The sequence below is a fragment of the Micromonospora sp. NPDC048930 genome (assembly GCF_043197935.1).
GTDB lineage: Bacteria > Actinomycetota > Actinomycetes > Mycobacteriales > Micromonosporaceae > Micromonospora.
The window spans coordinates 266,833-280,042 of the sequence record NZ_JBICUB010000004.1 but is presented as its reverse complement, the minus strand read 5'-3'; the positions used below and the strand labels follow the sequence as shown (position 1 = coordinate 280,042).

General features: G+C 75.0%; 12 protein-coding genes. 2 read left to right on the top strand and 10 right to left on the bottom strand.

Features of this window, described 5'->3' with window-relative positions; genetic code table 11:
• Positions 1–23 precede the first annotated feature (23 nt).
• Entirely contained in the window at positions 24–1,361 is a 1,338-nt protein-coding gene (locus ACGFI9_RS13410; protein WP_393178228.1) for an aminotransferase class I/II-fold pyridoxal phosphate-dependent enzyme, read from the bottom strand.
• A 38-nt stretch (positions 1,362–1,399) separates the two neighbouring features.
• Between ACGFI9_RS13410 and ACGFI9_RS13405 the strand changes: the two genes are divergently transcribed.
• Together ACGFI9_RS13405 and leuE are read left to right on the top strand one after the other, a co-directional pair.
• The gene (locus ACGFI9_RS13405; protein ID WP_393178227.1) at positions 1,400–2,647 is read left to right on the top strand and encodes a bifunctional pyridoxamine 5'-phosphate oxidase family protein/GNAT family N-acetyltransferase; all 1,248 of its coding nucleotides are present in this window, start codon (positions 1,400–1,402) and stop codon (positions 2,645–2,647) included.
• Positions 2,644–3,312, top strand: coding sequence for a leucine efflux protein LeuE (gene leuE, locus ACGFI9_RS13400; RefSeq protein ID WP_393178226.1), 669 nt, complete (start codon positions 2,644–2,646; stop codon positions 3,310–3,312). The genes ACGFI9_RS13405 and leuE overlap by 4 nt, the downstream gene beginning before the upstream one ends.
• Positions 3,313–3,355: 43 nt before the next feature.
• On the opposite strand, the gene ACGFI9_RS13395 is transcribed toward leuE, so the two are convergent.
• The 9 genes from ACGFI9_RS13395 to ACGFI9_RS13355 all read right to left on the bottom strand — a co-directional run bounded on the left by ACGFI9_RS13395 (position 3,356) and on the right by ACGFI9_RS13355 (position 13,171).
• Complete coding sequence (locus tag ACGFI9_RS13395; protein ID WP_393178225.1) at positions 3,356–4,276, bottom strand: sporulation protein; 921 nt, start codon at positions 4,274–4,276, stop codon at positions 3,356–3,358.
• Positions 4,277–4,412: 136 nt separating this feature from the next.
• Positions 4,413–5,477, bottom strand: coding sequence for a hemolysin family protein (locus ACGFI9_RS13390; protein ID WP_393178223.1), 1,065 nt, complete (start codon positions 5,475–5,477; stop codon positions 4,413–4,415).
• On the bottom strand, positions 5,474–6,829 hold the full coding sequence (locus ACGFI9_RS13385) for a hemolysin family protein (RefSeq protein ID WP_393178222.1): 1,356 nt from the start codon (positions 6,827–6,829) through the stop codon (positions 5,474–5,476). Before ACGFI9_RS13385 ends, ACGFI9_RS13390 begins: the two co-directional genes overlap by 4 nt.
• Positions 6,830–6,991: 162 nt before the next feature.
• On the bottom strand, positions 6,992–7,321 hold the full coding sequence (gene mnhG, locus ACGFI9_RS13380; protein ID WP_393178220.1) for a monovalent cation/H(+) antiporter subunit G: 330 nt from the start codon (positions 7,319–7,321) through the stop codon (positions 6,992–6,994).
• Positions 7,321–7,584, bottom strand: coding sequence for a monovalent cation/H+ antiporter complex subunit F (locus ACGFI9_RS13375; protein WP_393178219.1), 264 nt, complete (start codon positions 7,582–7,584; stop codon positions 7,321–7,323). The genes mnhG and ACGFI9_RS13375 overlap by 1 nt, the downstream gene beginning before the upstream one ends.
• The gene (locus ACGFI9_RS13370) at positions 7,581–8,240 is read right to left on the bottom strand and encodes a Na+/H+ antiporter subunit E (protein WP_393178218.1); all 660 of its coding nucleotides are present in this window, start codon (positions 8,238–8,240) and stop codon (positions 7,581–7,583) included. The genes ACGFI9_RS13375 and ACGFI9_RS13370 overlap by 4 nt, the downstream gene beginning before the upstream one ends.
• Positions 8,237–9,751 (bottom strand): Na+/H+ antiporter subunit D, encoded by a 1,515-nt coding sequence (locus ACGFI9_RS13365; protein WP_393178217.1) that lies wholly within the window; start codon positions 9,749–9,751, stop codon positions 8,237–8,239. The genes ACGFI9_RS13370 and ACGFI9_RS13365 overlap by 4 nt, the downstream gene beginning before the upstream one ends.
• A gap of 106 nt (positions 9,752–9,857) precedes the next feature.
• Positions 9,858–10,340, bottom strand: coding sequence for a Na(+)/H(+) antiporter subunit C (locus tag ACGFI9_RS13360; RefSeq protein WP_393178216.1), 483 nt, complete (start codon positions 10,338–10,340; stop codon positions 9,858–9,860).
• Entirely contained in the window at positions 10,337–13,171 is a 2,835-nt protein-coding gene (locus tag ACGFI9_RS13355; protein WP_393178215.1) for a Na+/H+ antiporter subunit A, read from the bottom strand. The genes ACGFI9_RS13360 and ACGFI9_RS13355 overlap by 4 nt, the downstream gene beginning before the upstream one ends.
• Positions 13,172–13,210 lie beyond the last annotated feature (39 nt).

Genomic DNA, 13,210 nt, shown 5'->3' with positions numbered 1-13,210 from the left:
GACCCGGGCGATGCGCGACCGCGTCAGGCGGTGAAGCCGGTGGCCGTCGGGTGCAGGGCGCGGGCGACGGCCGCGGCGAGCGGGCCGAGGTCGGCCTCGTCGAGCGAGCTGACGGTGATCCGCACGCCGGGTCCGGCGGCGATCCGGTGCGGCGCGCCCGGGGCGACCGACCAGCCGGCGTCGCGCAGGGCGGTGACGGCCAGCGTCTCGTCCGGCACCGGGATCCAGACGTTGATCCCGGTGCGGCCCTGGGCGGCCACCCCGTGCGCCGCGAGCGCGTCGACCAGCCCGTCCCGGCGGCGCTCGTAGCTCTCCCCCGCGCGGTGCACGAGGTCGGCCGTGGCCGGGTCGCGCCAGAGCGCCAGCACCAGGCGTTGCAGCACGGTGGAGACCCAACCGGCGCCGACCTGGGCCCGGCCGGCCACCCGGGCCACCGTGGCCTCGTCGCCGGCCAGCACCGCGAGGCGCAGGTCCGGGCCGTAGGGCTTGCTCACCGACCGGACGAAGGCCCACGTCGGGGTCGCCCCGGCGAGCGGGTGCAGGGGTACGCGGGCCAGCTCGGCGGCGTGGTCGTCCTCGATCAGCAGCAGGTCGGGGCGGCCGGCCAGCAGCGTACGCAGCGCCTCGGCGCGGCCGGCGGAGACGGCGGCCCCGGTCGGGTTCTGGGCCCGGCTGGTGACCACCAGGGCGCGCGCCCCGGCGGCGAGGGCGGCCCGGACGCCCGGCTCGGTGGGGCCCTCGTCGTCGACCGGCACCCCGATCACCCGCAGCCCGAGCGCGGCGACGAGGTCGAGCAGGTTGGCCCAGCCCGGGTCCTCGACGGCGACCGCGTCGCCAGGGCGCAGGTGGGCGGCGAGCAGGCGCTCGATGCCGTCCAGCGCGCCCCCGGTCACGGTGATCTCCTCGGCCGGTACGCCGTCGGCGGCGAACCGGTCCCGGGCGAGGGCGGCCAGCTCGGGCAGGACGGCGGTGGCCGCGTACCCGGTGGGGGGCCCGATCTCGGTGGCGAGCGCGGCCAGGTGCGGGCCGAGGGGCGGGAGCAGCCGGTTGTCGGGCTGGCCGGAGGAGAGGTTGCGGGCACCGGGCAGCGGCGGCGGCAGCAGCGCGGACCGGCGGGTGGCCACGGGTGGGCGGGGCCGGACCCGGGTGCCGTGCCGGCCGGCGGTGACCACGAGGCCGCGCTGCCGCAGCTCCTGGTACGCCTTCGCCACGGTGGCCGGGCTGACGGCCAGCTCGGCGGCGAGGACGCGGACGGCGGGCAGGGGGTCGCCGGGGGCGAGCGCCCCGGTGCGGATGCCGCTTTCCACGCTCGCCGAAATGGCGGCCGACGAGGATCCGGCGATCTGATAATGTGCTGCCACAGTTCGGAGATTGTACTAGAACAAAGGTGGGATGTCGCATGTACCCCCCGACCGAACGGACCACCGCCACCCGGATGCGCGACCGGATGAGCTACGACGCGGCCGCCGCGCACGCCGTGCTCGACGAGGGGTACCACTGCGCGCTGGCGTTCGTCGTGGACGGCGAGCCGCGCGTCCTGCCCACCCTGCACGTCCGGGTGGACGACACCCTCTACCTGCACGGCTCCACCGGCAGCCGGCCGCTGCTCGCCGCCCGCACCGGGGACGGCCTGCCGGTCTGCGTCGCGGTCACCCACCTCGACGGCCTGGTCTTCGCCCGGTCGCAGTTCAACCACAGCGCCAACTACCGGTCGGTGGTGGTGCACGGCAGCGCCCGCCTGGTCACCGACGAGCGGGAGAAGCTGGCCGTGCTGACCGCCCTGGTGGAGAAGGTGGCCCCGGGTCGCGCCGGGGACAGCCGACCGCCGAGCCGCAAGGAACTGGCCGAGACCGCCGTGCTGGCGCTGCCGCTGCGGGAGGTGTCCGTCCGCGCCCGCGCGGGCGGGGCCAACGACGACCCCGCCGACCTCGACCTGCCGTACTGGGCCGGAGTGCTGCCGCTGCGCCTCACCCCCGGGATCCCGGTACCGGCCGACGGGGTGACCGCGCCGGTGCCGGCGTACCTGCGGCCGGCCCGCTCGCCCTGGCTCGACCCGGTGGTGCTGCGGGGCGAGCACGTGGTGCTGGAACCGCTCGACGAGTCCCACGCCGAGGAGCTGTACGCCGCCCTCGACGACGAGGAGGTGTGGCGGTACGTCGGCAGCCCGCGCCCCGGCAGCGCCGAGGAGATGGCCGGGTACGTCCGGGCCGCGCTGGACGCCCACCACCGCGGCGTCCGGACCCCCTGGGTGCAGCGGTGCGCGGTGACCGGGGCGGTGGTCGGCACCACCTCCTACTACCAGCCCGACCCGGACCTGCGCGCGGTCGAGATCGGCTACACCCAGCTCGGTCGGCCGTGGTGGCGTACCGGGATCAACACCGAGGCGAAGCTGCTGCTGCTCACCCGGGCCTTCGAGGAACTGGACGCGGTCCGGGTCACCTGGCAGACCAGCACGCTCAACGAGCGGTCGCAGCGGGCCATCGAGCGGCTCGGCGCCACCCGGGAGGGGACGCTGCGGTCCAACCGGCGGCGCGCCGACGGCACCTGGCGGCAGTCGGCGCTCTACTCGATGCTCGCCGAGGAGTGGCCGAACGCACAGGTCACGCTGCGGGAAAGGCTTCGCCCGGCGGTGCCGGCGGCGTCATGATGTCCGGCGTGCTGGGCATCACCGACATCTGGACGTACGTGCTGGGGACCGTGGCGATCGTGCTGCTCCCCGGGCCGAACTCGCTCTTCGTGCTCTCCACCGCCGCCAAGCGCGGGGTACGGGCCGGCTACCGGGCCGCCGGCGGGGTGTTCGTCGGCGACTCGGTGCTGATGTTCCTCTCCGCCGCCGGGGTGGCGTCGCTGCTCAAGGCGTACCCGCCGCTCTTCCTGGTGATCAAGTACGCGGGCGCCGCGTACCTCGGTTATGTGGGGTTGACCATGCTGCGCGGCGCGTGGCGGCGCTGGCGCGACCGCAACGACCCCGCCGCCCCGCGGCTGATCGACGCGGCGGAGCCGGCGGCGCTGCGCAGCCCGTTCCGGCGGGCGCTCGTCATCAGCCTGCTCAACCCGAAGGCGATCCTCTTCTTCATCTCGTTCTTCATCCAGTTCGTCGACCCCGGGTACGCCTGGCCGGCGCTGTCGTTCCTGCTGCTCGGGCTGATCGCCCAGGTGACCAGCGCGCTCTACCTCACCGCGCTGATCTTCGCGGGCACCTTCCTGGCCACCCAGTTCCACCGTCGGCGTCGGCTGGCCGCCGGCGGCATCACCGCCGTGGCGATGCTCTTCCTCGGCTTCAGCCTGAAGCTCGCCACCGCCTCGGTGTAAGGAGAGGCCCCTCCTTGACGCCTCGCGGCGGCACCTCTCCCGGTCAGGTGCCGTCGCCGCCACCGCCGACGCCGGCGCCGCCGGCGGTACCGCCCAGGCCGTAGCCGGGGGCGACGGGTTCGTCGGGCGCCCGGCTGACGTGGGCGGACTCGCTGACCGTGGCGGACCAGTCGGCGTGCGCCGCGGCGGCGGCGTGCCGGTTGATCGCGTGCCGCAGCCAGCCGTCCACGGTGGCGACCCAGTCCCGCCGCTCGGCCCCGGCGTGCCAGACCCGGAACCGGCTGATGCTCTGGTGGGTCACCCCGGCCAGGGCGAGCCGGCGGTCCATCCAGAGCAGCACCTCCAGCCCGGCCGGGTTGGTCACGAAGATCACCTCCAGTTCGGTGATCGGGCCGGCGTAGAGCGGGGCCACCCAGTAGCCCAGCCGCTCGTGGAACGGCAACGTCTGCTCCACCCCGGGCAGCCGGCCGTGCTGGAGCCCCGCCTGCCGCATCACGAAGCCCAGGGTCTCCAGCGCGGCCAGCACGTGCTGCTGGGTCGGCAGCGGGTGGACGAAGACCGGCACCATCGCCCCCTGATCCAGGTCGGGATCGACCGACACCTCGGTCCGCAACCCGGTACGCAGGCTCATCAGCGGCACCCCGCCGAAGATGGTCACCGGGGTCTCCCAGGGCAGCGGGAACGCGAACTCGACCGCCCGCCGCCGCCCCGCCGGCACCACGAACCGGCCGGCGATCGGCACCTGGTGATACTGCACGAGCCGCCGCGGCGAGCCCGGGTCCTCCGGCTCGACCTGCGCGACCAGCCCCAGCCGGATGTGCCGGACCGCGACGTCCGTACCGGCGGAGGTGAGCGTGACCCGGCCGGGCAGGCGCAGTCCCGGGCGGGTGCTCGGGTTGGGCAGCGTGGTGCTCACCGAGAGTCCCGTCCACACCGACTCCGACGACACCCCGGTCAGCCGCATCCCCGCGCTCCTTCCCCCCGGCCCGTCCGCTTTCCCGCTCCCCGACCGGCCACTCCTGCCGGCGGCGGTGGCGGAAGGACAGCCGGCCGCCGGGTCGCGGGGACCCGGCGGCCGGCTGGAGGGGGGAGGGAGCGCGTCAGCGCAGCCGGCGGCCCCGGGGCACCGGGTCGGTCTCGTCGTCGAACTCGCCGATGACCTCCTCGAGGAGGTCCTCCAGCGCGACGAAACCGATCGGCCGGGTGGGGCCGCCGCCGTTGCGGACCAGCGCCAACTGGGCCTGCTGGCCGCGCATCGCCGCGACCGCCTCGGTGACCGTGGCCTCCCCGGGCAGAGTGAACGCCGGGGTCATCAGCTCACCGGCGGTCGCCGGCCGGCCGGTGGTGACCGCCCGGACCGCCTCGCGTACGTGGACCAGCCCGCAGACCTCGCCGCCGGCGTCCAGCACGGCCAGCCGGGACCGGCCGCTGTCCCGCGAGACGTGCTCGATCCGGTCGGCGGTGTCCTCCCGCCGGACCGTGACGATCCGGTCGAACGGCTCCATCACCTGCGCCACCCGGGTGCCCTGCAGCTCCAGCATGCTGGTCAGCAGCTGGTGCTGCTCGGCGCCGAGCAGCCCGTGCTCGCGGGACTGCTCCAGCAGGATGCGCAGTTCGTCCGGGCCGTGTACCTGGGCGAGCTGGTCCTGCTGACGTACGCCGACCAGCCGCAGGACCGCGTTGGCCAGCGCGTTCAGCGCGGAGAGCACCGGGCGGGCGACCCGGGCGAAGGCCCGGAACGGCAGCGCCAGCAGCGTCGCCGAGCGCTCCGCGTCGGTGATCGCCCAGGACTTCGGGGCCATCTCGCCGACCACCAGGTGCAGGAAGGTCACCAGGGCCAGCGCGAACAGCAGCCCCACCAGGCGACCGACCGCGTCCGGCAGCCCCACGGCGTGCAGCAGCGGGCTGACCAGGTGCTCGATGGCCGGCTCGGCCAGGGCACCGAGGCCCAGGGTGCACAGCGTGATGCCGAGCTGCGCGCCGGCCAGCATCAGGCTCAGCTCGCGGACGCCGTCCAGCGCCGCGCGGGCCGCCCGGCCGCCGCCGGCGGCCATCTGTTCCAGGCGGTACCGCTTGGCCGCCACCAGGGCGAACTCGGCGGCCACGAAGAAGCCGTTGAGCGCCAGCAGCACCACGGAGAAGAAGAGCGCGAACCCGGGGCTCATGCCGCCTCCTCCCCGCGCTCCACGGCGGTCGTCCGCAGCCGGACCGAGTCGGCCACGTGCCGGTCCACGGCCAGCACCTCGACCAGGGCGCGCGGCTCGACGTCCGGCTCCTCGCCGTCCGCGGCGAGCGCGATCTCCAGCCGGTCGCCCACCTCGGGCACCCGGCCCAGCTCCCGCATGACCAGCCCGGAGAGGGTGTCGTACTCGGGCGCCTCGGGCAGCGCGATGCCGGTGCTGTCCGCGACCTCGTCGATCCGCCAGCGGGCCGGCACCACCCAGGAGCCGTCCTCCTGCCGGGCCGGGGCCCGCTCCGGTGGGTCGTCCTCGTCGCGGATCGGCCCGACCAGCTCCTCGGCGATGTCCTCCAGCGTGATCACGCCGGCGAAGCCGCCGTACTCGTCGACGACGCAGGCGAGCTGCCGGTGGCCGACCCGGAGCCGGTCCAGCACCGTGGGCAGCGGCAGCGTCTCCGGCACGAGCAGCGGGGGTACGGCCACCGCGCCGACCCGGGTGGTGGCCCGCTTCGCCGGGGGTACGCCGAGGACGTCGGCGATGCCGATGACGCCGACCAGGTCGTCGACGCCCTCGGCGCCCCGGACGGGGAACCGCGAGTGGCCGGTGTCGAGCAGCTCGACGACCCGGCTGACCGGCTCGTCGGCCCGTACGGTGTGCACGTGGACCCGGGGGACCATCGCCTCCCCGGCGGTCAGCTCCCGGAAGTCGAGACCCCGGTCGAGCAGGTCCGACATCGCCGCGTCGAGGTGCCCCTCCTCCCGGGACTCGGCGATGATCTGTTCCAGGTCCTCCGGGGTGGCGCCGCTGGGCAGCTCCTCGATCGGCTCGATGCCGACCCGGCGCAGCAGCCGCACGGCGGCCCGGTCGAAGAGGGTGATCACCGGTCCGGCGATCTTCAGGTAGATCAGGGTGGACCGGGCGAGCGCCCGGGCCAGGGGCTCGGCGCGGGCGATGGCGAGGTTCTTCGGCGCCAGCTCGCCGAGGACCATCTGCACCACGGTGGCGATGATCAGGGCGAGCACCACCGACAGCGGCAGCGCGACGGCGGTGGAGACCCCGGCGACGCCGAGCAGCTCGGCCAGCCCGGCGCCCAGGTACGGCTCGGCGGCGTAACCGACCAGCAGGGCGGTCACGGTGATGCCGAGCTGGGCGCCGGAGAGCATGAACGACAGCCGCCCGGTCACCGCCAGGGCGCGCGCGGCGGCCTGGTCGCCGCCGTCGGCGAGCTGCTTGAGCTTGCCCCGGTCCACGGCGACGTAGCCGAACTCCTGCGCCACGAAGTAACCGGTGGCGGCGGTGAGAACGATGATGAGAAAAAGCCCGACGAGGATCAACACGGGACGCTCAGGGCTCCCGGGGCCGTCGGGGCGAAGGGTTGCCGGGCACGACCCGGCTGGCTACTGCTGCCCTCCTGGGCAGAGGAGTCGATCATGCGACCATTTTATCGGCGTCGGCTGGGCGTCCGCTGAAGGTGCCCGGAAGCCTCCCCGCCGTCCGGTTCACCGCCCCGCCAGCTCGTCGGCGTCCAGCAGGTCCCGGTCGACCCGCCCGGACCGGTAGGCCGCCCGCCCGATCATCTGCGCGGCGACCGGCGCGGTGGCCAGCTGGAAGACCGCGACCAGCGCGATCATCCCCAGGTCCGACGGGGTACGCAGGCGCAGCGCCAGGCCGAGCAGGAGCAGCAGCACCCCGAGCACCTGCGGCTTGGTGGCGGCGTGCATCCGGTCCAGCACGTCCGGGAACCGCAGCACGCCGATCCCGGCGGCCAGGCTGAGCAGCGCCCCGGCCAGCAGGCAGGCCGCGCCCAGCCAGTCGGCGACGACGCCCATCACGCCTCCTCGCGGACGGCGAAGCGGACCAGCGAGACCGAGCCGACGAAGCCGAGCAGGGAGAGCACCACCAGCACGGGCAGCGTGGTGGCGTGCCGGTTGACGGCCGCCTCGGCGCCCACCGCGCCGAGCATGGTGGAGAGCAGCAGGTCGGCGGCGACGACCCGGTCCAGCAGCGAGGGCCCCCGGTAGATCCGGGCCAGGGCGAGCAGCGCGGTGACCGAGAGCAGCCCGGTCAGCGCGACGGCGAGGAACGTGGTCACGGGTGGGTCCTCCTGTCGACGGGTTCGGTGCGCAGCCGGCGTACCTCCGCGGCGGAGCCGACGGCGCGGACGATGCGCCGCTCGACGGCGCGGACGCGGTCCCGGCCAGCGGTCAGGTCCCCGGGGCCGCGTACGTCGAGGACGTGCACGTAGAGGACGCCGTGGTCGCGGTCCACCTCGAGGATCAGGGTGCCCGGGACCAGGGAGATCACCTCGGCGGTGAGCGCCAGGTTGAGGTCGGTGCGCACCCGCAGCGGGACCGCGATGATCGCGCCACGCGGCCGGTAGCCGGGGCGGATCGCGACGGCGGCGACGTGCACGCTGGCGCTGACCAGCTCCCCGACGAAGGTGACCGCGAGGAGCAGCAGCGCGCCGGGGCGGAGCCGGCCGCCGAAGGTGACCGGCGGCAGCGGGAAGAAGAGCAGCACGGCCGCGCCGACGACGAGCCCGCCGAGCAGGTTGCCCCAGGAGAGGTCGCCCCAGAGCAGCATCCAGACGGCCACCAGCCAGGCGAGCGCGACGGCCTGGTCGCGGCGCCGCCCACCGCGGCCGACCGTGGGCGGCGGTGGGCGGCCGTCGGCCACGGCGGGGCGGCCGGCCGACGCCGGCGGACCGTCGTCGCGGGCCGGGCGCCCCGCGGGCAGGTCGTCGGTCATGGCACCTCCGCCGGCAGGACGGCCCGCACGTACGGGGTGCGCTGGCGCAGGTCGGTGGCGGCGTCCACGGTGACCCGGAAGAGCGGCCCGGCGGCCAGGGTCAGCGCGACGCCGAGCGCCACCAGGGCGGCGGTGGCCCCGACCATCAGCGCCGGCAGTCGGACGGTCGGCCCGGAGCTGGGCAGCCGGGGCGCCCGCCAGAACGCGATGTTCCACACCCGGGAGGCCGCGTAGAGGGTGAGCAGGCTGGTCAGCGTCCCGGCGGCGACCAGCACGGCGGGCAGCGTCCCGCCGGCCGCCACCCCGGCCTGGAGCAGGCCGAGCTTGCCGAGGAAGCCGGAGAACGGTGGGATGCCGGACAGGTTCATCGCCGGGACGAAGAAGAGCACGGCCAGCAGCGGGGTGATCCGGGCCAGCCCGCCCAGCCGGCGCAGGTCGGTGCTGCCGGCCCGCTCCTCGACCAGCCCGGCGACCAGGAAGAGGGTGGTCTGGATGGTGATGTGGTGCACCACGTAGAAGATCGCCCCGGAGAGGCCGGCGACGCTGCTCAGCGCCACCCCGAAGATCATGTAGCCGATGTGGCTGACCAGGGTGAAGGAGAAGACCCGCTTCATGTCGGACTGGGCGACCGCGCCGAGGATGCCGACCACCATGGTCAGGCCGGCCACCACCATGAGCAGGCGGGAGACCTGGCCGCCGGGGAAGAGCAGGGTTTCGGTGCGGATGATCGCGTACACGCCGACCTTGGTGAGCAGGCCGGCGAAGACCGCGGTGACCGGGGCGGGCGCCGTCGGGTAGCTGTCCGGCAGCCACGCGGAGACCGGGAAGACCGCCGCCTTGATGCCGAAGGCGAGCAGCAGGGTCAGCTGCAACGCCAGGCGTACGCCGTCGGGCAGGGCGTCCAGCCGCCCGGCGAGCTGGGCCATGTTGACGGTGCCGGTGGCCGCGTACACCAGGCCGACCGCGGCCAGGAAGATCATCGAGGAGAGGACGCTCACCACCACGTACGTGGAGCCGGTGCGGATCCGCGCCTCGGTGCCGCCGAGGGTGATCAGGACGAAGCTCGCGGCCAGCAGGATCTCGAAGCCGACGAAGAGGTTGAACAGGTCCCCGGCGAGGAAGGCGTTGGTCACCCCGGCGGTGAGCACCAGGTAGGTGGGGTGGTAGATGCTCACCGGCGCGCTCTCGCTGGTCTCCCCCCGACCCTGCCCGATGGAGTAGAGCAGCACGCAGAGGGTCACCGCGGAGGACACCACCAGCATCAGTGCGGCCAACTGGTCGGCGACCAGCACGATGCCGACCGGCGGCGGCCAGCCGCCCACCCGGACCACCACCGGCCCGTGCCGGTACGCCTCGACCAGCAGCACCACCGCGACCGCCAGGGTGGTGGCGAGCCCGACCACGCTGACCGACCGCTGCAACCCGGGGCGGTTGGCCAGGATCAGGGTGAGCGCGGCACCGAGCAGCGGCACCACCACCGGCAGCGGCACCAGGGCGGCGGTCGTGCTCACCGCGCCATCTCCGTTCGCGACTGCGGGGCTCGCAAACCCGGCTCATGCGCGCATTCCGGCTCGACCGCGTCCCACGCGAGCCGCCCCGGAATGCGCGTCCTCGCGCTCACCCTTGCTCCCCCCGGCGGCGCAGCCGGCGCAGCGCCGGCCCCGGGTCCACCTGCTCCGGGTCGTTGTTCGGCCCCTCCCCGCCGAGGTCCGCGGTGGACACCTCGTTCCGCTCGGCGAGCCGGACGATCTGCCGGTCCTCCAGGTCGTCCTGCACCTCGTCGTCGCCGCTGAGGTACCAGCTCCAGTACGCCACCGCGAGCAGGAACGCGGTCAGCCCGAACGTGATCACCACGGCGGTCAGCACCATGGCCTGCGGCAGGGCGTCGCTCATCTCCCCGGCCGGCGCGGTGCCGACCAGGGGCGCGGCGCCGGACCGGCCGCCGAGCAGGATCAGCAGGTTCACCCCGTTGCCGAGCAGGATGACGCCGAGCAGGATCCGGGTCAGGCTCCGCTCCAGCAGCAGCGTGACGCCGGTGGCGACGAGCACCCCGACGGCGATCACCAGGACCAGGGTGGGTCCCGGGACGCCCCTGGTCATGTCGGGCCCCCGTCCCGCTCGACGACGAGCCCCCGGGCCGGCTCGCCCGCCGCCTCGACGTGCCGGTCCACCTCCGCGCCCAGGCTGCGCAGGATGTCCAGCACCAGCCCCACCACGATCAGGTAGACGCCGATGTCGAAGAAGAGCGACGTGACCAGGTGGAAGTGCCCGACCAGCGGCAGCCAGAGGTTCACCTTGACGCTCTGCAGCACGTCCCCGGCGAGCAGCAGCCCGAGCACGCCGCCGCCGACCGAGACGGCGAGCCCCGCGCCGAGCACCGTGCCGGCCCCGACCGGGGCGGCCTCGGCCAGTTCGTACCGGCCGCCGGCCAGGTAGCGGACGGCCAGCGCCAGGCTGGCGACGAGACCGCCGGAGAAACCACCGCCCGGGGCGTTGTGCCCGGAGACGAGCAGGAACAGCGAGAAGAGCAGCACGGTGTGGAAGATCAGCCGGGTGACCACCTCGAAGACGATCGAGCGCCGGCGGGCGGGCAGGGTGGCCCCGCCGCGCAGCCAGACCGTGCGCCGGTCGGGGCGTGGCCCGGCGGGGCGCAGCCGGCGCGGCCGGGGCCCGGTGCGGGACCGCTCGAAGATCAGGCTGGCCACCCCGGTCGCGGTCACCACCAGCACCGAGATCTCCCCCATGGTGTCCCAGGCCCGGATGTCCACCAGGGTCACGTTGACCACGTTGCGGCCGTAGCCCTGCGCCACGGCGAGGTCGGGGAAGGACGCCGAGATCGACGGGAACCGCCGGGCGCCGGACGCGGCCAGGGCGAGGCCGGCCAGCACCAGGCCGGCGGCCGCCCCGATGCCCCGGCGTACCCAGCGGCTGCGGCGCAGCGGGCGGGCCGAGAAGCGTTCCGGCAGCCGGCGCAGCACCAGCACGAAGACCGCGATGGTGGCGGTCTCCACCAGGAACTGGGTGAGCGCCAGATCGGGCGCGCCGTAGAGGACGAACATCATCGCGGTGCCGTAGCCGGTGACGCCGACCAGCAGCATCGCGGTGAGCCGGCGCCGGGCGCGGACGGCGAGCAGCGCGGCCACCGCGATCACCACGCAGACCACCAGCTGCACCGGGTTGTCCCAGGCCGCGATCTCGTTCCGCCACGGCCGGGTGAGCAGCATCGCCGAGCCGGGCACCAGCACCAGGGCGAGCAGGATCGTGCCGAGATACTGCGGCAGGGAACCGCGCTGGGTCGCGCCGGTGACCTCGATGGCGAACCGGTCGAACCGGTGGGTCACCCACTCGTACCCCTGGTTGCCGCCGACCGGGAAGCGCAGCCGGGCCAGCGCCGGGGCGAGCGGGCCGCGGACCAGGTGCAGCAGCACGCCGCCGCCGACGGCGACGGCGGAGAGGCCCAGCGCCGCGGTCGGTCCGTGCCAGAGCGCCAGGCGCTCCTCGACCGGGCCGAAGAGTTCGGCGTACGGGCGGAGCAGGTCGCCGAGCGGGCCGGCCCCCGGCCCGGCGGCGAGCCCGGCCAGGGCGAGCAGGCCGGCCGGCCAGAGCATCGCCGCCGGGGGCCGCTCGATCCCGGTGTCCGGGATGCCCGGCCGCGCGGCGAAGGCGCCCCAGCAGAAGCGGATGCTGTACGCGACGGTGAGCGCGCTGCCAGCCACCACCACCGCCAGCACCAGCGGCCGGCCGGGGAACGCGCCGAGGACCGCCTCCTTGGCGACGAAGCCGAGCAGCGGCGGCAGCCCGGCCATCGAGGCGGCGGCCAGGACGGCGATGCCGGCCAGCAGCGGCGCCCCGCGCCCCACTCCGGACAGTTCGCGCAGGTCCCGGCTGCCGGCGCGGTGGTCGAGGATGCCCACGACGAGGAAGAGCGCCGCCTTGAACAGCCCGTGCGCCAGCAGCATCATCGCCCCGGCGAGCGCCGCCTTCGGGGTGCCCGCGCCGAGCACCACGACGAGCAGGCCGAGCTGGCTGACCGTCCCGTACGCCAGCAGCAGCTTCAGGTCGGTCTGGCGCAGCGCCGCCCAGCCGCCGAGGACCAGGGTGACCAGCCCGGCGACCGCGGTGACCGGGCGCCACGGCCCGACCGCGGCGAGCGCCGGGCCGAGCAGCCCGACCAGGAAGACGCCGGCCTTCACCATCGCCGCCGCGTGCAGGTACGCGCTGACCGGGGTGGGCGCGGCCATCGCCACCGGCAGCCAGGAGTGGAACGGGAACACCGCCGACTTGGCGAGCGCACCGGTCAGCACCAGCAGCACGGCCACGGCGAGGTACCCGCCGCCGGGCAGCGGCCCGGCGACGAGCTGGGACCAGCGGTAGCCGCCGGCGTGGTGGCCGAGCAGCAGGAAGCCGACCAGCATGGCCAGCCCGCCCAGCGTGGTGACGGTCAGCGCCTGGGCGGCCGCCAGGCGGCTGGACCGCCGTTCGGTGCTGTGCCCGATCAGCAGGTAGGAGAAGACCGTGGTCAGCTCCCAGAAGACGTAGAGCAGCAGCAGGTCGTCGGAGACGACCAGGCCGAGCATGGCCCCGGCGAACGCGACCATGACGGCCGCGAACCGGGCCAGCCCGGCCGAGCCGGCGTGGAAGTAGCGGGCCGAGTAGACCAGCACCAGCGCGCCGACGCCGCCGACCAGCAGCAGCATCAGCCAGGACAGGGTGGTGACGCGCAGCGCCAGGTCGAGCTGGAGCTGCGGGATCCACGGGTACGTCTCGACCACCGCGCCGCCGTCGCGGACCGCACCGGTGTGGGCGACCGCCCAGCCGACCGTGGCGGCGGGGGCGAGCGCGAGCGGGTAACAGGCGCGCGGACCCCACCACCGGACCAGCAGCGGCGCGAGCAGGGCCGCCACCAGGTGCAGGATCAGCAGGACGAGCACGCGCACTCCACGGTCGAGGTGGCAGCGCGCGCCGGCACG